The organism is Virgibacillus litoralis (assembly GCF_017873675.1).
In the GTDB taxonomy this organism is placed as follows: domain Bacteria; phylum Bacillota; class Bacilli; order Bacillales; family Amphibacillaceae; genus Lentibacillus; species Lentibacillus litoralis.
Genome location: NZ_JAGGKK010000028.1, coordinates 14,470 through 36,235, shown reverse-complemented (window position 1 = coordinate 36,235; position 21,766 = coordinate 14,470). Strand labels below are relative to the sequence as shown.

Below are 21,766 nucleotides of genomic sequence, written 5' to 3'. Positions count from 1 at the left end.
TTACGCTCTTCGTGTATCCTTTATCTCAGGGAAAAGGAAGATCGACTAAGACCGCCGCTTTGCGCGGCAACGTCGACCTACCCGCAGCGCTGAGCACAGTCCATACGGCCCTGAACAGGCGCTGCGCTTTTGTTCTGACAGTATTCAACCAAAAAACAACAAATGGAGGAATGGAAATTGAAACAAGAAAAAGTAGCTTTGAATGTTAATGAAGTACCTAAACCACAAAAATGGCTTATTTTAAGTCTGCAGCATTTATTTGCAATGTTCGGAGCAACTATACTCGTTCCATTTCTTACAGGGTTATCTCCGGCAGTAGCATTAGTATCAAGTGGTCTGGGAACGCTGGCATACTTGCTTATTACAAAAGGGAAAATTCCAGCATATCTTGGGTCAAGCTTTGCATTTATCGCACCCATTATTGGAGCTACTGCTTCAGGTGGAGTCGAAGGTGCAATGGTTGGTAGCTTTCTTGCCGGAATTGTATACGGTTTGGTTGCGTTATTCATCCGGTTGCTGGGACTGAACTGGCTGATGCGGATTTTACCACCAATTGTAGTTGGACCAGTCATCATTGTGATTGGGCTAGGACTTGCTTCAACTGCCATTGATATGGCGATGTATGTTCCAGGAATAGATGAGCAGGTATATAGCAGTACACACTTTCTGGTAGCACTAGTAACACTTACTGTAACAATTATTGCTTCCATTTTTCTTAGAGGATTTTTTGGACTTATTCCAATTCTAATTGGCATTGTATTTGGATATATTTTCTCTATCTTACAAGGAATTGTTGATACTTCAGAAATCAAGGCTGAATGGGCAGAAATTACTTCTGCTGGTTCAATTGGAGAATTTTTTACAGCAATCTTTCAAAAACCGGATTTTATTATTCCGTTTGTTAACTATTCACCTTTTGAAATACTAAGTGGCGAGATTATTCTTATAATGGTTCCTGTTGCACTAGTAACAATTGCAGAGCATATTGGCGATCAGATGGTGTTATCGAAAGTTGTCGGCAATAATTTTATCAAAAAGCCAGGTCTTCACCGTTCCATTCTTGGTGATGGTGTGGCAACGATAATTGCTTCATTTCTTGGTGGCCCTCCGAATACAACATACGGTGAAAATATTGGGGTCTTGTCAATTACTCGTGTATTCAGTGTTTTTGTCATAGGTGGGGCGGCAGTCCTTGCACTATTCTTTGGATTTACTGGCATTATAACAGCAACAATAAGTTCTATCCCTTCAGCTGTAATGGGTGGCGTATCAATTCTCTTGTTTGGAATTATTGCATCAAATGGATTGCGTATGCTTATTGACAACCAAATTGATTTAAGTGATAAGCGTAACCTGATTATCTCATCAGTGATTCTCGTGATTGGAATTGGCGGTGCTTTTATACAGGTAACAGAAAATCTGCAGATTGCAGGTATGGCATTATCAGCTCTAATTGGTGTTACGTTAAACCTTTTGTTACCTGGAAAAGAAAGTGGCTATGGTAATGGGGCCATGTTTGAAGATACTGATGTATCCGAAAATAAAGAACATGTGGCTTAGAATAGGAGGAACTATGAGACACTTTTTATCGACTAGAAATTTGTCTAGTACTAGTATTTTTCATATTTTGAATAAGGCTGAAGAATTGCGACTGCAACAGATGGAGATACCTGAACAGGTTTTCGCGGCTAATCTATTTTTTGAACCAAGTACCAGAACGAAAATGTGTTTTCATGTTGCTCAGAAAAAGTTAGGTATAGAAACGCTGGACTTTCATATGGAAACTTCGAGTGTTACAAAAGGAGAATCGTTGTACGATACAGCAAAGACCTATGAGGCAATTGGAGCAAAGCTATTGGTTATCCGTCATCAGATGGATAATTGGGTTGATGGACTTATTCCAAATCTATCCCTTCCGGTGATAAATGCTGGATCTGGTAAAGGTGAGCATCCAACACAATGTATGCTAGATCTGTTGACAATCCACCAGGAGTTTGGAACGTTTACTAATTTAAACGTAGTAATAGTCGGTGACATTAAACACAGCAGGGTTGCAAGGTCTAATGCATATGCCTTAACAACACTTGGAGCGAATGTGTATTTTGCTGCTGCTCCTGGATTTGAAGATGACACCTTGGACTTTCCGTATATATCTATTGATGAAGCTGTTGAAATGTGTGATATCATGATGTTACTCCGAATACAACATGAACGGCATACAGTACAGCAATATGATTCCACTTCTTATTTAGTGCAATTTGGCCTCACCAAGGAACGGGAAAGCAGAATGAAGGATCATGCCATCATTCTTCATCCTGCCCCTGTAAATCGCGGGGTTGAGATTGACACTGAACTAGTAGAATGTCAGCGGTCACGTATATTTAAACAAATGGAAAATGGTGTTTATACACGAATGGCTATAATGATCATCTTATTAAAGGAATGGGGCTATTATAATGAAGCTAAAACTAACAAATGCCAAAAGATTACTTGGTGAAAATGAAGTAGTAGAGAAATGTGAAATTTTTATCGAAGAAGGAAAAATCAAGCAAATAGCACCCAAAATATTGCAAGAGGCGGATGAAACCATAGATTGTGAGAATAATTTTGTTTTCCCGGGTTTCATCGATGTACATATCCATCTTCGTGAGCCAGGTGGGGAACATAAGGAAACGATTGAAACAGGTACAAAAGCAGCTGCACGTGGCGGTTTTACAACGGTATGCGCGATGCCGAATACATCGCCTGTTCCTGATGACGTCGAAACAGTGAAAGAGTTATTGGAAAAAATTAAAACAGACGCCCATGTTCGTGTACTTCCATATGGTGCAATTACACGTAATTTAAAAGGTGAGGAGTTAACGGATATTACTGAACTCTCCAAATCAGGTGTATTTGCTTTCACCGATGATGGGGTAGGTGTTCAAACCGCTGATTTTATGCTTCAGGCAATGACAGAAGCAGCCGCCTCCGGGATGCCAATAGTTGCTCATTGTGAAGATAATTCAATCTTATATGGTGGTGTAGTACATCAAGGTAGTGTAAGTAAACGGTTGAATCTCCCAGGAATTCCCTCGATAAGCGAATCAGTTCAAATCGCCCGTGATGTTCTTTTAGCAGAAGTGGCCGGATGTCATTATCATGTTTGCCACGTTAGTACAAAAGAATCAGTACGAGTAATACGCGATGCAAAGAAGGCAGGCATCCATGTCACTGCCGAAGTAACCCCACATCATTTATTATTAAATGAACAAGCAGTTAAAACAGACGATGCTAATTATAAAATGAATCCTCCACTACGGAGTAAAGAAGATCAGAGAGCTTTATTGGACGGGCTGTTGGATGGGACAATCGATTTTATTGCAACAGACCACGCACCACATGCAGATGAAGAAAAGGAACAAGGATTTCGTAAGGCTCCTTTTGGGATTGTTGGTCTGGAGACTGCATTTTCACTTTTATATACGAATCTAGTTTTATCGGATAAAATCACCTTAAAACAATTAGTAGATTGGTTAACCATAAAGCCTGCTGAAGTTTTTAATTTACCATTTGGGGAATTAAAAGAGAATACTACAGCGGACCTTGCCATCTTCGACTTAACGAAAGAAGCTAACATAGACAAATACGCTTTTTTTTCAAAAGGAAAAAACACACCATTTCATAATTGGAAGATACAAGGAATTCCATTTGCAACAATAGCTTCAGGAAAAATCGTATACAAGGAGGATTCACATGACTAATCGTCGGCTTATTCTGGAAGATGGAACTGTATTTAACGGTGAAGGATTTGGCAGTGATGCTAGCACAACAGGAGAAGTTGTATTTAATACAGGTATGACTGGTTATCAGGAAGTCATTTCTGATCCATCATACTGTGGCCAAATTGTTACAATGACATATCCTTTAGTTGGCAATTATGGTATAAATCGGGATGATTTTGAAACTGTTACACCCTTTATTCATGGATTTATTGTTAAGGAATTATGTGAATATCCATCAAATTTTCGCAGCGACGAAACATTACATGATTATTTGAAAGCGAACAATATCCCTGGTATCTCCGGTATTGATACAAGGAAATTAACGAAAATTATTCGCAAACATGGAACAATGAAAGCAATCATCACGGACAGCGACGATTCTGTTGATGAACTGGTCGCAAAAGTAAAGAATCTGCCATATCAGACGGATCAGGTAAAACAAACATCTACCATCAAGCCTTATGTAGTACCAGGACGGGGCACGCGAATTATTTTAGTAGATTTCGGCATGAAGCATGGTATTTTACGTGAATTAACAAAAAGAGATTGCCATATTACGGTTGTTCCATATAATTATGGAGCAGAAAATATTTTACGATTAAAACCTGAAGGGATAATGCTGACGAATGGACCAGGTGATCCAAAAGATGTTCCTGAATCGATTGAAATGATAAGAACAGTAGTGGAACAGGTACCATTATTCGGTATTTGTCTAGGTCATCAGCTTCTGGCATTAGCATGTGGTGCGGACACGGAGAAAATGAAGTTTGGGCACCGAGGAGCAAATCATCCAGTTAAGGATCTGGAAATGAATAAAACATATATGACATCACAGAATCACAGCTATGCAGTTACACACCAATCACTAAAACAAACAGACTTAGAACTTACGCAGATTGCTCTTAATGATAATACAGTTGAAGGAATAAGACACAACGTATTTCAGGCGTTTTCGGTTCAGTATCATCCAGAAAGCTCACCAGGACCAGAGGATACAAATCAATTGTTTGATGCATTTTTACAACTGATTAATAATGCGAAAGCTAAAAGTGAGGAGGAATCGTATGCCTAAGAATACGAATCTGAAAAAGATACTTGTCATTGGTTCAGGACCAATTGTGATCGGTCAGGCAGCTGAATTTGATTATTCAGGTACGCAAGCATGTCAGGCTTTAACGGAAGAAGGATATACCGTAATTCTTGCTAATTCCAATCCAGCAACAATAATGACCGACCATACAGTGGCAGATAAGGTTTATATGGAGCCTTTAACGGTTGAATTTTTGATCAAGATTATCCGCAAAGAACAGCCTGATGCAATATTGCCAACACTTGGCGGTCAAACAGGTCTGAACTTGGCAGTAGAATTAGAAAATACGGGTATTTTGGGAGAATATGGTGTTGAATTACTTGGAACTTCACTCGATGCTATCGAAAAAGCAGAAGATCGTGAAAAATTCCGTTCTTTAATGCATGAGCTTCATGAGCCTGTACCTGATAGCCAGATTGTGAATTCTGTAGATCAGGCATGTGATTTCGCCAATACAATTGGCTTTCCAGTCATTGTTCGCCCTGCTTACACCCTTGGTGGGACAGGCGGGGGAATGTGCTATGACGAACGGGAACTTAAGGAAATTGCCCGTAATGGATTATCATTATCACCGGTTAATCAATGTTTAATTGAAAAAAACATTGCAGGATTTAAAGAAATTGAATATGAGGTAATGCGTGATAAAAACGATCAGGCTATTGTCGTCTGTAACATGGAGAATGTCGATCCAGTTGGTATCCATACAGGTGATTCTATCGTCGTTGCACCTTCTCAAACCTTAAGTGATCGCGAATATCAGCTGTTGCGCAATGCGTCTTTAAAAATAATTCGTGCTTTGGAGATTGAGGGTGGATGCAATGTACAGTTAGCACTTGATCCTAATAGCTTTAATTACTATATTATTGAAGTTAATCCGCGTGTCAGCAGATCATCTGCTTTGGCATCGAAAGCTACAGGATATCCGATAGCAAAAATGGCCGCGAAGATTGCAGTAGGATTAACGTTAGATGAAATTATTAATCCAATCACAGGCACAACATATGCATGTTTTGAGCCGGCACTGGATTATGTTGTAACCAAGCTCCCAAGATTTCCATTTGATAAGTTTGTAACAGGGGATCGCTATCTTGGTACCCAGATGAAGGCAACGGGCGAGATCATGTCAATCGGACGCAATTTTGAAGAATCATTATTAAAAGGAATTCGTTCACTTGATATAGGTACAGAGGAATTATGGCTGTCAAATTTAGCAGATAAGACTGTTGAGGAGTTAAAATCAAGATTGCACAAGGCGGATGATGAAAGATTGTTCGTTTTGGCAGAAGTTATTCGGAAAGGGATGACGGTTGAAGAAGTATTCCAATTAACAAAAATTGACCGATTTTTCCTAATAAAAATTAAGCGGCTAATTGATTGGGAAACAATATTAACTGCTAATAAACTGTCAGAGGATATTTTACTAGAAGCAAAAACACAAGGTTTCTCTGACACGCATATTGCGAGATTGTGGAATGTAACAATTGATGATGTATACGAATTTCGCATGGAAAACGCGATAAAACCTGTTTATAAAATGGTGGACACCTGTGCGGCAGAATTTGATTCTGAAACACCATATTTCTATAGTACCTATGAAGATGAAAATGAATCCGTTCAATCAGATCGCAAAAAAATACTAGTTCTTGGGTCAGGACCTATTCGAATAGGTCAGGGGATAGAGTTTGATTATGCTACGGTTCACTCCGTACTAGCTATTAAAGAGATGGGTTATGAAGCTATCATTATGAATAATAATCCTGAAACAGTCTCAACTGATTTCAGTATTTCTGATAAGCTTTATTTTGAACCTTTAACACTTGAAGATGTTATTCATGTCATAAATTTAGAACAACCTGAAGGCGTGATTGTCCAGTTTGGCGGACAGACAGCGATTAACTTAGCTGATGGTCTGGAGCGTCGCGGGGTGAAAATATTAGGTACAGATTTAGAATCAATCGACAAAGCAGAAGACCGTGATAAATTTGAACATTTGTTAAATGACCTCTCAATAAAAAGACCAGAAGGAAGATCAGTAACGAAATTGGATCATGCAGTGGAAGTAGCAAAAGATATTGGGTATCCAGTATTAGTTAGGCCATCCTATGTAATCGGTGGAAGCAGGATGGAGATCGTTTACAATGATGAAGAGCTTAATGCCTATTTGGCAAAATCAAATGGGGCTGATAGCGCACATCCTATATTAATCGATAACTATATAACTGGAATTGAAGTGGAAGTGGATGCAATCAGTGATGGTGAAACGGTTATTGTACCAGGAGTTATGGAGCATATCGAGCGGTCTGGTGTTCACTCAGGAGACTCCATAGCAGTTTATCCGCCACAGCGGATTAGTGAAGCTGTTAAGCAAAATTGTCTAGATGCAACTGTTAAAATTGCCCGATCGTTAAATGTAAAGGGATTAATTAATATCCAGTTTATTGTTTGTGAGGAAGATGTTTACGTTCTTGAGGTAAACCCTCGTGCAAGCAGAACGATTCCATTCCTTAGTAAGATAACAGGTGTAACTATGGCAAACATTGCTACTAGATGTATTTTAGGAGAAACATTAGGGAGTATGGGGTATGAATCAGGCATTTTGCCAGAGCAAGATGCTGTATCCGTTAAAGTCCCAGTGTTTTCTTTTGAAAAACTTCGAAGTGTTGATACCATTCTTGGTCCTGAAATGAAATCAACTGGTGAGGCAATTGGCCATGATAAAACGCTTGAAAAAGCATTATATAAAGGACTGATAGCAGCTGGGTTATCTGTACCACAAGAAGGTGCAGTGCTGCTAACCATAGCAGATAAAGATAAGAAAGAAACAATTGAAATTGCCGATCGCTTTCATCAATTAGGATTTCAATTGTATGCAACATCCGGAACAGCTTCTTTTATAAAACGTTATGATATTCCAGTTACAGAAGTAGCAAAAATAGGTTCTAGCACACCAAATGTGTTATCTATCATTGAAAATGGTGATGTTCAATTTGTCATCAATACATTGACTTCAGGAATTAAACCTAGATCTGATGGCTTTATGATTAGACGGGAAGCAGTTGAACATGGTATTGCTTGTTTAACCAACTTAGATACGGCAAATGCCATCTTGAATGTAATTGATTCAACTACCTTTAGTGCAAGACCTATGACAGGAAAGAAAGTAGTTTCGTCATGAAGCGAAAGGTAGAGCTGAATATTAAATCGGTACATGTTATTGCGCTAGATACAATCGAAATGACACTTATTAATAAATATGTGGCCAAAACTGCAATCCCAGGACAGTTTTTGCATTTGCTGGTTGACGGCCATACATTGCGTCGGCCAATTTCAATCGCAAATGCAGACTGCAAAAATAATGAAATTACGATCCTATTTAAAATAGTTGGTGATGGAACCAAACAATTGGCAGCATATAAACCTGGTATGTCGATTGATGCGTTAGGACCAAGCGGTAACGGATTTTCATATGATGGTAAATCAAATTCAGTATTGTTAGTTGGCGGGGGTATTGGAATTCCGCCACTATACAATCTGGGAAAGACACTTCGTAATAATGGAATCAACGTTACATCTGTTCTTGGATTCCAATCGAAAGAACATGTGTTTTATGAAGAGAATTTTAGAGAACTAGGAAAAACATATATCGTGACGAATGATGGAACATACGGATATCAAGGATTTGTAACGAGTGTAATGGATGAGATTGAGGATTTTGATACGTATTATTCCTGTGGTCCCGTTCCCATGCTAAAAGCTGTAACAAAGCAATTGCAGAATCACAGTGGTTACATTTCACTTGAAGAACGGATGGGCTGTGGTGTTGGAGCGTGTTTTGCATGTGTTATTCCCACAGATAGTCATGGTGGTTATAAAAAAATTTGCAAGGACGGACCTGTATTTGCAGCGGATGAGGTGATATTATGACAGACCTTGCCCTAAATTTACCCGGTTTAAATTTAAAAAATCCAGTTATGCCTGCTTCCGGATGCTTTGGATTTGGCAGGGAATATAGTGAATTTTATGATTTGAAAACGCTGGGAGCAGTTATTATGAAAGCTGCAACAGGTGAAATACGTTATGGAAATACAACACCTCGTGTTGCAGAAACAACATCAGGAATGTTGAACGCAATCGGTCTGCAAAATCCTGGAGTAGAAAAAATTATTGAAACCGAGGTACCCTTTTTAGCAACGTATGCTGTTCCAATCATTGCGAATGTAGCCGGAAGTTCCATCGAGGAATATGTGAAAGTAGCGACCGCTTTTAATCATGCTGAATCAGTTAACGCATTAGAACTTAACATTTCCTGTCCTAATGTAAAAGAAGGAGGGATTCAGTTTGGTACTAATCCAGACATGGCAGCTGGGGTAACAAAGAAAGTTAAAGAAGCTAGCAATCTGCCAGTCTATGTCAAGCTTTCTCCTAATGTGTCTGACATCAAAGCAATGGCAAAGGCGGTTGAAAAGGCAGGAGCAGATGGATTATCGATGATTAACACGGTAACGGGGATGCAAATCGATCTAGATAACAAGCAGCCATTATTGGCTAATAAAACTGGTGGCCTATCTGGTCAGGCAATCAAACCAATCGCGATCCGGATGATCTATGAGGTGAAGCAGCATGTCGATATCCCAATTATCGGCATGGGTGGAATTTCTTCAGCTGAAGATGTACTGGAATTCTTGCTTGCTGGAGCAAGTGCTGTAGCCGTGGGAACAGCAAATTTCCAAAACCCTTTTGCGTGTCCGGAAATAATTGATGAATTACCAGCTGTATTACAAAAATACGGATTCGATTCGGTTAAGGATGCTATTGGAAAGGGGCATGAAGCATGAGGAATAACATGTATTTAGCATTGGATTTTTCCACCTGGAAAGATGCCAAAACGTTCATTGATACTCATAAATTTCAAGGAATTCCTGTAAAAGTTGGTATGGAGTTATTTTACCGGGAAGGTCCTCGATTAATAGAAAATCTAAAGCAGGATAATCATGACGTCTTTCTTGATTTAAAGCTTCATGATATTCCCACCACTGTGATGAAGGCGATGACAAACCTAGCAAATCTTGGAGTTGATATAGTTAATGTACATGCGTTGGGTGGCAGTGAAATGATTAAACGGGCCAAAGAAGGGTTAGTTTCTGGGACTTCGAATCACGAAACAAAATTAATTGCAGTAACAATTCTTACATCGATGGATGATACTTCGTTAAATAAAGAGTTAAATATTGGTGGGAGTGTCAATGAGAACGCTGTCCGGCTTGCTGATACAGCAAATAAAAATGGAGCTGATGGTGTCGTTTGTTCGGTTCAAGAAGCAAAGGAAATTAAAGAAGTATGTGGTTCATCTTTTTTAACTGTTACACCCGGAATTCGTTTGCAAGGATCTGATGGGAACGATCAAAAGCGAATTGCAACGCCGGCACTTGCCAGAAAAAATGGAGCTGACTTTCTCGTGATTGGTCGGACCGTAACAAATGCCAAGGATCCAAAATCAGCATATGAGAAAGTGCAGGAGGAGTGGCGAAATGGTATTAAATAATGAAATAGCAAGGGACCTCTTAGAAATAAAAGCTGTTCAAATAAGAACAGATCGTTATTTCACATGGACATCTGGAATCAAATCACCCATTTATTGTGATAATCGGCTGACAATGTCTTATCCAAAAATTCGCGCAAAAATTGCTGAAGCATTTATTGAATTAATTGAACAACTGGATGAAAAACCGGATGTTATTGCAGGATGCGCAACAGCAGGAATTCCACATGCAGCATGGATTGCAGAAAAGCTGAATCTGCCCATGATCTATGTTCGATCTAAACCAAAAGGACATGGCAAAGGAAACCAGATTGAGGGAAAGGTTGAAGAGGGTCAAAAGGCAGTAGTTATTGAAGACTTGATTTCTACTGGTGGGTCATCAATCGACTCAGCCAAAGCACTTCAGTCAGATGGTGTTAATGTACTGGGTATTCTCGCTATTTTTACATATGGATTAACGAAAGCTAAAAAGCAATTTGCAGAAGCTAAATTATCGTTTCAGACGATCACGAACTATGATGAAGTATTAAAATTACTTGTATCAGACGGCGTTATTGATCAAAATGAGAATGATAAGCTGCGGGATTGGCGAAATGAACTTTAAAAGCCATTATTGACAGGCTGTCTAAAAGTTAAAATCTTTTTTGACAGCCTTTTACTAATCTGGTCTTTTAGCACACATTACCATCCATTCGTCAATGGCGAAGGAATGTATGGTGTCCTCCTCACTATCTACCTGGAAATAGCTCTTTGTTTCCTTATCAGATTCAAGAATTAATTGACCTATATGTTGAATTATTTCATCATTATCTAATGTGCGCTGAACCCATTCGTGGTATGGTAACACTTTCTTACGAGTTTGTTCTTTAATTATAGATAAATTTCGATCATCAAACAGTTTTTTCCACTCTATTAAAGAGCGTGACCTTACATGACTGTGGTCGCGCATTTTTTCTAGTGAATTAATGAATTGATCGAATTTTTGAGCTTCCGGCGCAATATTATCTATCAACAAAAATTGTCCTCCAGGCTTTAATACTCGATTAACTTCTGCAATAAACCTTTCTGGATTAGGGAAATGATGTGCGGCTATTCTGCATGAAACAATATCAAAATTTTCGCCTTCAAATGGCAAGTCTTCTGCATCAGCTACAGCATAATTTATATTATTATGAGATTCAAGATATAGAGCTGTATTCTCCAGCATATCTTCGGTAATGTCAGTAGCAACTACTTGTTTAACATGATTAGCAAGATGTTTAGCAACATGTCCTCCACCAGTTGCAATATCAAGAACCTTCATCGTTGATTTAGGCTGCAACCAGTTAATCATTAATGATAAATCTTTACCAAATGCATGTGTTGAACTCGTCACATAGGCTTCTTTATTTTTTGAAAAAACGCGTTTAACATCATCTTTCTCACGCATAGAAACACCTTCTTTTCATTTTCTACTTTAATCATATGTTTTGTTATGCAATAAGTACAATATTAGTTTATAATATAAAGTAATAACAAATACTTATCATATGAGGGGCCATTATGAAAATAGAAGATTATGAATTACTGTTAAAATTAGATGAAGTAGGTACAATTCGAGGTACCGCTAAAGCGATATTAATTTCACAGCCAGCGGTTACCCAGCGACTTAAGTACATAGAGGAATATTTTGAAGAAAATATTTTTATTCGAACACCAAAAAAATTAGTTTTGACTCCGGCCGGTGAAATGATATTAAGCCATGCGAGAAAAGTGGTTGATCAGGAAGAGGTAATTAAAAATTCGCTTGCACAATCAAGCGAAGAAGTACAGGGAACATTATCTATTGCTTGTTCGTCACTTGTGAGTCAACGTTTTTTACCATCAATTCTGGCAGATTATACCAAAGAATTTCCCAAGGTTGCTATTGATTTAGTGACTGGTATTAGTGAAGATATCAAAAGAGGTCATAAAAATTACCATGTATGCATTATTCGTGGTGAAAAGCTAAAAGATAGCGTTTGTACGAATCTTTTCGATGATCCGTTATATATTTTTGATACGGAACCTTTTCCAAAGAATAAGTTAAAAGAGAGACCGTTAATTTCGTTTAAGAGTGATGACAGCATGCATGAATTAGTAGATAATTGGCTTTATCATCATCAGGATGAGATTAAACCCGTGAAAACGATTCGAGTTGATCAAATCGAAACATGCAAACAGTTTATGAAGCAAGGTCTTGGGATGGCCGTTCTTCCAAAGAGTGTTTCTGATTCGATGATGGATGAGTTTCCGCATATATCTATGAAATTAAATGGTGAACGAGTTACTAGAGATACTTGGGTTTGTTATCAGGAAGGTGTTCGTAAATTACCACAGGTTGATCAGTTTATTTCTGCATTAATGGGTAAAAATTTTCTTTAGCCGTTAAGCAACTCAACTTACGTATCTATAGAATAAGCTCAGACAGCCACTTTGATAATCTCAGAACGTTTTTAATTGTTACCTTTACAACATTGATAATAGTTTTTGTACGCATAAGATATAAAATGCGACGTAAACTTGTCGTGATTTCCTCCCATTCTTAATAAGATGAATGCTATGACACCGCTTCGGAAATACATTTCGCGCACCTTAGGGCAACGCTTCAGCTTCCTCGGAAGCAAAAAACGCTTCCTGCGGGATCTTCAGCTGTTGCTGTTCCCGCAGGAGTCTCCATGTATTTCCTAAGCTGGGTTTTGCTCACACTATATCCTGTGAATTAATTAATGCTTAACGTGACATTGCCTCTTAGCCATAGGGAACACAGTACGCGCCTGAAGACCCTGGCGTCACGAGGATGCCCGTGACTAAGAAGAAACTTTAAAACGTCAGATTGAGCAGATGCCACCTTGGTATCCAGGTCGGTGAAAGGGAGTATTTCCCTGCAGTTGGATTTATAAAGAACTGCGCGTTTCTTGGAGTTGTTAATTTAAATGATTTAAAGTTTTTCACCCATCACAACAACATTTGTTTATTTTTAGGATTGTAATACACAATCCAGCGGAGGAAATACACGGAGACTCCTGTGGGAGCTGAGGCCTAGATGAGACTACGCAGCGACGTAGGAGCAAGGAGGCTCATCAGCCGCCCTTGGTGCGCGAAGTGTATTTCCGAAGCGGTGTCCTAGGACTGAAATTTTTTCCACAGTATGTCGCATTATATACCAATTACGTACCGTTGATCCAAATTAAACTCAAGAAGTGTATCTTCAGTTTTTCTTATTTCTTCATGGTTTACGAGCTTAAGCTGCGAAAGTTTAATAAGTAAGTATAAACAATTAAGATGTTTAATAAGAAGAAAAAACAGGAACATACTAAATATAAATAAAGGAGTGTGTTCTAAGATGAGTGAAGTTATATTTACATCAAAGGCTACGGCAAAAAATGGACGTGACGGGCATGTAAAATCAGATGACGGTTTAATTGACTTAAACTTGGTAAATCCGCCAAATAATAAAGGTGAAAAAGGATCAAATCCAGAACAGCTTTTTGCAGCAACATACGCAGCATGTTTTGACGGAGCGCTTAACTTAGTTGCCTCCAAGCAAAAAAAGAAAATTGACTCAGAAACTACTGCTGAAGTCAGCTTCTGCAAGGACCCTGAGGATGATGGTTTTAAAATTGAGGTAACTCTTAATATTAATATTGAAGGCGTTAGCCCTGAAGAGGCAGAGGAATTAGCTGAAGATGCCCATCAAGTGTGTCCTTATTCCAAAGCAACTCGTGGAAATGTTGAAGTAACTCTAAATCCTAAAGCAGTTTCTTAAAGCTCAAATTAAAGTAAACGGATAATCCAGTTCGGGATTATCCGTTTTTTAGTTTATCTACGGTAGCTTGATCTGGTGTTACAAATAACGTTTTCTGGTTGTCGTAGGTAACATAACCAGGTTTAGCACCATTCGGCTTTTTCACATGACGAATTTTCGTATAATCAACAGGTACTGATGATGATTGCTGTGATTTACTGAAGAATGCGGCAAGCAGTGCTGCTTCAAGCAATGTATCGTCACTAGGCTCCTTGTCGCGAATAATGACATGAGATCCAGGTATATCTTTCGTATGCAGCCAAATATCATCACGATGTGCAAGCTTCATTGTTACATATTCATTTTGTTTATTATTTTTTCCTACAAGAATTGGTGTCCCATCAGTTGCGATAAACTTTTCTGGTTCAGGTTTAACTTGTTTTTTTCTCTTTTTTCCTTGTTTTTGTCTCTTTAGATACCCTTCTTCACGAAGCTCATCTCGGATTTCTTCAATGTCAGCCTCACGTGCGGAATCTATTTGCTGAAGCAATTGCTCCAGATAGGCTATTTCGTTATTTGCTTTTTTAATTTCCTGTTTTACTTTCTTCATGGAAGTTTTTAATTTTTGATATGTTTTGAAAAAGCCTTGCGCATTTTCACTAGGTGTCTTATTTGGGTTTAATTCGATTATCATTTCATTTTGTTCTGGATCATAATAATCGATAACCGTAGCTGTTTTATCACCTTGTTTTACTTGATGCATATTCGCTGTTAATAGTTCACCCAACCGTTGATAACGGTCAGCACCTTCAGCTTTCCTAATGGTTTTTTCATGTTTCTTTAGTTTACGTTGATTCTTATCTTTTTCATTTTTTATAAACTGATAAAGATCTTTTGCCTGCTGCTTCACACGATCTCTCTCAGCTTTGCCGGAATAAAAATTATCAAGCATGTGGTTTGTGTCTGAAAACACTTCTTCTTGACCGTCAAGAAAAGATATTGGGAGTACATGGAAATCTTCTTTTTTGTCCCGGTAAATAGTTGGTGTATAGCTATTATCCAGTATCAGTTTCTGCGTGGCTTCAAACCTGGTTTTATAGGTCTCGGATGACCCAAGCTTTGCCTGATGGACGATTTCTTTTCCAATTAAAGGAGAAACACCTATTAACGTGTGGACAATTTGAGTATCCATTTTTCCAGCGTTAAAATCAAGTTTTCGAACAAATGTTTCTTTGTCAATCTCCAATAAATTCAGCTTATCCTGACTTGGCGGAAGTTTATAATCATGACCGGGCAGTATCGTACGATAGCGGTTTTGCGAGATAGATACATGTTTTAAACTATCAAGGATATGTCCCTTTTCACCATCAACAAGCATAACGTTACTATGTTTGCCCATTAGCTCGATTACAAGTTTTTTCGTCGTCATGTCGCCAATTTCGTTTCGTGCTTGAATCGAAAAAGTTACAATACGCTCCATTCCGTATTGATCAATGGATTCAATTACTGCACCGGATAAATGTTTACGAAGCAACATACAAAACATCGAAGGTTCTTTTGGGTTTTTATAGGAATCTTTTGTTAAGTGTAACCGTGCATATACAGGATGTATTGACAATAGCAATGTATGGTTTTCGCCTTGACTTCGTATGGTGAAAACTAACTCTGTCGAAGTTGGCTGATAAATTTTCGTGATTTTTCCTGGGGTTATCGTTGAATTTAGTTCATTCGTTACTGCTCGTGTAACGATTCCATCAAATGGCATGTAATCACCTCTTGCTTTCTTAAAGTAGGGCTATTTTTTAAAGAATTGTTGTTTTTGGCGTCTAAATACTCTGGCACAGAACAGAGTTGGGTAACTGATTTGTATTATTTAGTAGTGTAGCTCTATGAATACACAGCTGGAATATACTCGCTTTTCGTACGATACAGATTTGTTGATTTTGCAATTATGCAGTAAGAAAGCATTTCTTATTTGTGAGCAAAACCCCAGCGGAGGAATACACGGAGACTCCTGCGAGAATAGCAACAGCTGAAGATCCCGCAGGAAGCGGTTTTTGCTTCCGATAAAGCTGAAGCGTTGCCCTAAGGTGCGCGAAGTGTAATTTCCGAAGCGGTGTCATAGCACTCACGCATTCTTTCATATTACGACGCAGTCAACTGCCAGTAGCCAAGCGTAACAAAATTTAAAAAAGAATCAAAATAAAATACATTCTTAAACGGGCACTTCCACTTTTGATTCAATTATAGCATTTTTTGGGACGAGTCTGCATAGATATCGTATAAAGATTGCGTTTAACTATAGTGCATGTAGATGAATTTGGAGGAATGCAGTGTGAAATGGTATCAGTTAGATGTAGACCATGTAGAACAAAAATTACATGTTACGACAAATCGCGGACTTGCAGAAAAACAAGTGGAACAACGCAGAAAAGAATTCGGTGCAAATAAACTAGAAACTGAAAAAAACACATCTAAGTGGTTGATCTTTTTCAAACAATTCCAGGATTTCATGGTTCTGGTTCTTCTTGCTGCAACCTTAATTGCTGGTTTACTTGGTGAATATGTTGATGCAATAGCGATTATGGTGATCGTTTTAGTGAATAGTTTTCTTGGTTTTTTTCAAGAACAAAAAGCAGAAAAATCACTTGCTAAATTAAAAGAGATGTCTGCTCCTGTAGCGAATGTTCTCCGTGATGGGAAGTGGGAAAAAATCCCATCCCAAGATGTGGTTGTGGGTGACGTACTGCGTATTAACAGCGGTGATCGAATTCCTGCTGATATACGTATAACACGGTCAAATAGTATGGAAACAGAAGAATCAGCACTGACTGGTGAATCAATTCCAGTAATGAAACATGCTACTGCGATTAGAAAAGACCACCTTGATGCTCAGGACCAGGTCAACATGGGTTTTATGGGAACATTGGTTACAAGAGGATCAGGATTAGGTATCGTAGTTGGAACCGGTATGAATACAGTAATGGGTCAAATTGCATCATTAATGGTTAAGACAAAGAAGACAATCACTCCATTAGAGCATAAGCTTACAGAACTGGGGAAAATCCTGATTGTCGTTGCCCTTTTTTTAACTGCATTAGTTGTCTTTGTTGGTGTTTACCAAGGTCATCCTTTATATAATATGTTTCTTGCTGGAGTGTCTTTAGCGGTTGCTGCTATACCTGAAGGACTACCTGCAATTGTAACTGTTGCATTATCATTGGGTGTTCAGCGAATGATTAAGAAAAAAGCGATTGTTCGAAAACTGTCTGCAGTAGAAACATTGGGATGCGCTTCTGTTATCTGTTCTGATAAGACTGGCACAATGACTGAAAACCAAATGACGGTAAAAGAAGTCTATGTAAATGGGAAAAACTTATATGTAACAGGTGATGGCTACAATATACAGGGTGATTTTTTTGTAAACAAAGAAAAAGTCGATCGTGATTTCCCTAATTTGGAATCAATGCTCTTATATGGGCTGCTATGCAATAATGCGTCATTACAAGTTAAAAAAGGAAAATACATTGTTGACGGAGATCCAACAGATGGAGCATTGTTAGTAGCTGCAAGAAAGCTTGGGTTATCACCTCAAGTAAATGACAATTTCCATATTATTAAAGAAATCCCATTTGATTCTGATCGTAAAAGAATGAGTATGGTTATTGAAGATGAAAATCATATGCGGTTTCTAATAACGAAAGGTGCGCCTGACGTGTTGCTTCCACGTTCTGCTTTCTTTTTAGATGAAAGTGGTCGCAAGTTATTGCGTTCTGAAGACAAGCAAACAATTGACGATGAAATTAACAACATGGCTCAAAAGGCGTTACGAACGATAGCGATTGGCATGAAGCCAATTTCAAAAGATGATCCTCTTAATACAGCAACATTGGAGAAGGATTTAACGTTTGTTGGATTATGCGGAATGATGGATCCGCCAAGAAAAGAAGTAAAAACAGCTATTATGGAATGTCGGGATGCTGGCATTAAGACAGTAATGATTACTGGCGACCATGAAAAAACAGCTCGTGCAATTGCGGTTAACCTGAACCTGCTACCTGAAAATGGATTGGTTTTGGACGGATACCAACTAAACCAAATGTCTGTCACAGAACTTCGTGATGTCATCGATCAGGTTTACGTATTTGCTCGTGTTACTCCAGAGCATAAATTAAAGATTGTCCAAGCTTTTCAGGAAAAAGGTCATATTGTCGCAATGACTGGGGATGGTGTAAACGATGCGCCAGCTATAAAAGCAAGTGACATTGGAATTAGTATGGGAAGAAGCGGAACAGATGTAACAAAAGAGGCTTCATCGTTAGTACTAATGGATGATAACTTTGCGACAATCAAATCAGCAATTAGTGAAGGAAGGAATATATACGAAAATATCCGGAAATTTATTCGTTATCTTTTAGCATCAAATGTTGGTGAAATTCTTGTTATGCTCTTTGCTATGTTATTAGCACTCCCTTTACCATTGGTTCCAGTACAAATATTATGGGTTAACCTTGTAACAGATGGGCTTCCCGCGATGGCCCTTGGACTGGATCAATCAGAAGGTGATGTGATGCGAAGGGGGCCCAGAAATCCAAGGGAAGGGATATTTGCCAGGGGATTGGGCTTTAAAATAATTAGCAGAGGCATATTAATTGGTGTTATTACATTGATTGCGTTTATGATGACGTACCAGGATAACCCGGATAATTTGATTTATGGACAAACTATTGCATTTACAACATTGGTTATGGCTCAGTTAATTCACGTTTTCGACTGCCGAAGTGAAAATTCTGTTTTTGCCCGCAATCCTTTTGAAAATAAATATTTGGTTTTAGCAGTACTTTCATCACTTCTATTGTTGCTAGTTGTTATCTATTGGGAGCCGTTGCAGCCAATCTTCCATACGACATTTCTAAATGTTAGGGACTGGATGTTAATTCTTGTTTTAAGCTCGCTACCGACCGTTTTATTTGGATTTACAAAAAAATAATTGTAAGAGCACTTAAATTAAAAAAGTGGTTCAGTTGTGGCGTACAAAACTTCAATTTGTAGCCTTAATTGAATCGCTTTTTTTAGCGGCTGGGACATAACCACGCAATTGGAATATACTCGCGCACCAAGGGCTCATCACGAGCCTCCGACGCATAGGACGTGCTAGTGCAGACGTTGCTAAAGTATGTGGCGTACTTAGTCTGTCTCGATCGCGAGTATCGCTCCCTGTGAGGGCTCAACAGCCGCCCTAGGTACGCGTAGTGTATATCCGGAGCGATGTCATCGCACATAAATTATTTTAATACTGTGTCACATCAAGACGATAATCATCAATATCAATTCCATTACATCTGGTTGATACTTCAAAACTGTTTCATTCAGCAATTTAATAGAAGGTTTTTTATTTTTTTGTAAAGGACTGTTATAATTATGAAATAAAGTGTTTCTAATTAAATGGATGTGATAAATATGGTAATGAGTATGACGGGGTATGGTCAGGATGTATTTCACCTTGGTAATACGACTGTGACCGTAGAAATACGGAGTGTGAATCACCGCTTTTTGGAATTCACTGCAAAAACTCCTCGTTCTTTATTGTTTTTGGAGGATAAAATTAAAAGAATACTTCAATCTTACTTTCAACGAGGTAGAATGGAAGTATATATAAATATTCAAGGAGATGGACTTGTCCAAAGAGAACTTTATACTGACTGGGAGTTGATGGACAAGTATATAGACCAAATCAGAAGTGCCAAAGCACGATATAATCTTGCTGGAGATATCCCAGTTACAATCATGTCGGAAATTCCTGATTTACTTTCAGTACAGGAAGTTGAGAATTATTCCGAAGAATTGAGAGATTCCATCACAACAAGTATTACGCGAGCATGTGAACAATTACTGCAGATGCGGGAAGAAGAAGGAACCTTTTTGATTAAGGATGTAAATAATAGAATGCTTGTTATCCAAGAGATTGTTTCTAATCTGCAAACCCGTCGTGAAAGTGTGATTGAGGAGTATCGTGACCGTATCCAGTCTCGTATTAACAATTATGTTGGTGAAAATGATATAATTGACCAGACACGTATAAATCAGGAAATTGCGCTTTTGGCCGAGAAAGGTGACATAACGGAGGAAATCACCCGTCTTCAGAGTCATATTGATCATTTTTTTGATACAATTGGACTGAATGATGCGATAGGACGTAAACTGGATTTTATTATGCAGGAAATGCATCGTGAAGCAAATACTGTCGGATCGAAATCCACAGATGCTAAAATAGGGATATGGATTGTTTCATTGAAAAGTGAAATAGAGAAAATTAAAGAACAAATTCAAAATATAGAGTAAACATTTGAATTTTGCATTCCATTTTACTTATAATAGTCGTATTATATAGAGAGAAAAGAACTATATCATAGAAAGAGGAGCAATTTCATAATTAACAAGCTACTAAGGCTAGTATACATAAGGGGGAGCAATTTTGAGCTTACGATTAATTAATATAGGGTTTGGTAATGTCGTTTCTGCCAATCGAATAATTTCGATTGTATCACCGGAATCGGCACCGATAAAGCGAATTATAACCGTGGCACGTGATAATAATAAACTGGTAGATGCGACTTATGGACGACGTACCAGAGCGGTAATCATTACAGATAGTGATTATGTTGTTTTATCTGCTGTTCAGCCTGAAACTGTTGGACAACGTGTTTTAAGTCATGAAGAAATTTCAGATGAATGACTAGGAGGAACTATTTTGATTGATGAAAAGGGTATATTGTTTATACTATCCGGTCCATCAGGTGTGGGGAAAGGAACGGTTAGGCGAGAACTTTTTGCGAAAGCAAATGACTTAAAATATTCTATTTCCTTGACAACAAGGGAGAAACGAGCTGGCGAAACTGAAGGCATTGATTACTTTTATAAGTCAAAAGAAGAGTTTGAAACGCTGATAGAAGAAAAACAGCTGTTAGAATATGCTCAATTTGTTAATAATTATTATGGGACTCCAAGAAAATATGTTGAAGATACACTAGAAGCTGGTCATGACGTCTTTCTTGAAATAGAAGTTCAGGGGGCTCTGCAGGTGAAGGAAAACTTCCCGGAAGGTGTATTTATCTTTCTTTTCCCGCCTAGTTTGGAAGAATTGAAGAATCGAATTGTCAGTCGTGGAACAGAGTCCAAGGAATTAGTTTTGCAGCGATTACGTGAAGCGCGGAAAGAAATTGAAATGATGGATGCTTATAACTATGTTGTCGTAAATGATCATGTCGATTCAGCAGTTTCAAAAATACAATCCATTATTCAAAGTGAGCACTGTAAACGGGATCGAATTGCAAAACAATATAAACAGTTATTGGAGGATGAAATGAAATGATGTTAGAGCCATCAATTGATGAACTGCAGGAAAAGATTAAATCAAAATATACCCTTGTAACGTTATCTGCAAGACGGGCAAGAGAAATGCGTCACGCAAAAGATATGTTAATCGAAAACCCAAAATCGCATAAGCTTGTTGGGGTTGCACTTGAAGAAATTCTCGCAGAAAAGTTATTTGTAAAAGAAGAAGAAGATAGTAAATAATCACAACGACCCTCGCTATTCAGACAATT

At 38.3% G+C, this 21,766-nt stretch carries 19 protein-coding genes; 17 read left to right on the top strand and 2 right to left on the bottom strand.

Annotated elements, in window-relative coordinates; genetic code table 11:
* The 10 genes from J2Z82_RS18050 to pyrE form a co-directional block, all read left to right on the top strand.
* Positions 1–209, top strand: a 209-nt coding sequence (locus J2Z82_RS18050) for a hypothetical protein (RefSeq protein WP_209482191.1), incomplete at its 5' end; no start/stop codon positions are given.
* Complete coding sequence (locus tag J2Z82_RS18045; RefSeq protein ID WP_209482190.1) at positions 178–1,560, top strand: solute carrier family 23 protein; 1,383 nt, start codon at positions 178–180, stop codon at positions 1,558–1,560. The genes J2Z82_RS18050 and J2Z82_RS18045, both read left to right, overlap by 32 nt.
* A 13-nt stretch (positions 1,561–1,573) precedes the next feature.
* Entirely contained in the window at positions 1,574–2,497 is a 924-nt protein-coding gene (locus J2Z82_RS18040; RefSeq protein WP_209482189.1) for an aspartate carbamoyltransferase catalytic subunit, read from the top strand.
* Complete coding sequence (locus J2Z82_RS18035; protein ID WP_209482188.1) at positions 2,457–3,743, top strand: dihydroorotase; 1,287 nt, start codon at positions 2,457–2,459, stop codon at positions 3,741–3,743. Before J2Z82_RS18040 ends, J2Z82_RS18035 begins: the two co-directional genes overlap by 41 nt.
* Entirely contained in the window at positions 3,736–4,836 is a 1,101-nt protein-coding gene (locus J2Z82_RS18030; protein WP_209482187.1) for a carbamoyl phosphate synthase small subunit, read from the top strand. Before J2Z82_RS18035 ends, J2Z82_RS18030 begins: the two co-directional genes overlap by 8 nt.
* Positions 4,829–8,029 carry a carbamoyl-phosphate synthase large subunit gene (gene carB / locus J2Z82_RS18025; protein WP_209482186.1) on the top strand — a complete coding sequence of 1,067 codons (3,201 nt, stop codon included), beginning with the start codon at positions 4,829–4,831 and terminating at the stop codon, positions 8,027–8,029. The genes J2Z82_RS18030 and carB overlap by 8 nt, the downstream gene beginning before the upstream one ends.
* Positions 8,026–8,778, top strand: a complete 753-nt coding sequence (locus tag J2Z82_RS18020; RefSeq protein ID WP_209482185.1) for a dihydroorotate dehydrogenase electron transfer subunit — start codon at positions 8,026–8,028, stop codon at positions 8,776–8,778. The genes carB and J2Z82_RS18020 overlap by 4 nt, the downstream gene beginning before the upstream one ends.
* Positions 8,775–9,689, top strand: coding sequence for a dihydroorotate dehydrogenase (locus J2Z82_RS18015; protein ID WP_209482184.1), 915 nt, complete (start codon positions 8,775–8,777; stop codon positions 9,687–9,689). Before J2Z82_RS18020 ends, J2Z82_RS18015 begins: the two co-directional genes overlap by 4 nt.
* On the top strand, positions 9,686–10,396 hold the full coding sequence (gene pyrF / locus J2Z82_RS18010) for an orotidine-5'-phosphate decarboxylase (RefSeq protein WP_209482183.1): 711 nt from the start codon (positions 9,686–9,688) through the stop codon (positions 10,394–10,396). Before J2Z82_RS18015 ends, pyrF begins: the two co-directional genes overlap by 4 nt.
* Positions 10,383–10,997, top strand: coding sequence for an orotate phosphoribosyltransferase (gene pyrE, locus J2Z82_RS18005; RefSeq protein WP_209482182.1), 615 nt, complete (start codon positions 10,383–10,385; stop codon positions 10,995–10,997). The genes pyrF and pyrE overlap by 14 nt, the downstream gene beginning before the upstream one ends.
* Positions 10,998–11,051: 54 nt before the next feature.
* Here the strand turns inward: pyrE and J2Z82_RS18000 are convergent, their stop codons facing one another.
* On the bottom strand, positions 11,052–11,822 hold the full coding sequence (locus tag J2Z82_RS18000; RefSeq protein WP_209482181.1) for a class I SAM-dependent methyltransferase: 771 nt from the start codon (positions 11,820–11,822) through the stop codon (positions 11,052–11,054).
* 113 nt (positions 11,823–11,935) lie between these two features.
* On the opposite strand from J2Z82_RS18000, the gene J2Z82_RS17995 reads away from it, so the two are divergent.
* On the top strand, positions 11,936–12,796 hold the full coding sequence (locus tag J2Z82_RS17995) for a LysR family transcriptional regulator (RefSeq protein WP_209482180.1): 861 nt from the start codon (positions 11,936–11,938) through the stop codon (positions 12,794–12,796).
* A gap of 961 nt (positions 12,797–13,757) precedes the next feature.
* A complete protein-coding gene (locus J2Z82_RS17990; protein ID WP_209482179.1) occupies positions 13,758–14,180 on the top strand; it encodes an organic hydroperoxide resistance protein in 423 nt (140 codons plus the stop codon).
* Positions 14,181–14,217: 37 nt separating this feature from the next.
* On the opposite strand, the gene J2Z82_RS17985 is transcribed toward J2Z82_RS17990, so the two are convergent.
* The gene (locus tag J2Z82_RS17985) at positions 14,218–15,924 is read right to left on the bottom strand and encodes an Rqc2 family fibronectin-binding protein (protein WP_209482178.1); all 1,707 of its coding nucleotides are present in this window, start codon (positions 15,922–15,924) and stop codon (positions 14,218–14,220) included.
* A 570-nt stretch (positions 15,925–16,494) separates the two neighbouring features.
* On the opposite strand from J2Z82_RS17985, the gene J2Z82_RS17980 reads away from it, so the two are divergent.
* The 5 genes from J2Z82_RS17980 to rpoZ all read left to right on the top strand — a co-directional run bounded on the left by J2Z82_RS17980 (position 16,495) and on the right by rpoZ (position 21,737).
* A complete protein-coding gene (locus J2Z82_RS17980; RefSeq protein WP_209482177.1) occupies positions 16,495–19,149 on the top strand; it encodes a calcium-translocating P-type ATPase, SERCA-type in 2,655 nt (884 codons plus the stop codon).
* 455 nt (positions 19,150–19,604) lie between these two features.
* A complete protein-coding gene (locus J2Z82_RS17975) occupies positions 19,605–20,501 on the top strand; it encodes a YicC/YloC family endoribonuclease (RefSeq protein ID WP_245251791.1) in 897 nt (298 codons plus the stop codon).
* Between the two features lie 133 nt (positions 20,502–20,634).
* A complete protein-coding gene (gene remA / locus J2Z82_RS17970; RefSeq protein WP_092493004.1) occupies positions 20,635–20,895 on the top strand; it encodes an extracellular matrix/biofilm regulator RemA in 261 nt (86 codons plus the stop codon).
* Positions 20,896–20,910: 15 nt separating this feature from the next.
* The gene (gmk, locus tag J2Z82_RS17965; protein ID WP_209482176.1) at positions 20,911–21,531 is read left to right on the top strand and encodes a guanylate kinase; all 621 of its coding nucleotides are present in this window, start codon (positions 20,911–20,913) and stop codon (positions 21,529–21,531) included.
* Entirely contained in the window at positions 21,528–21,737 is a 210-nt protein-coding gene (rpoZ, locus tag J2Z82_RS17960; protein WP_245251790.1) for a DNA-directed RNA polymerase subunit omega, read from the top strand. Before gmk ends, rpoZ begins: the two co-directional genes overlap by 4 nt.
* Positions 21,738–21,766: the final 29 nt, after the last annotated feature.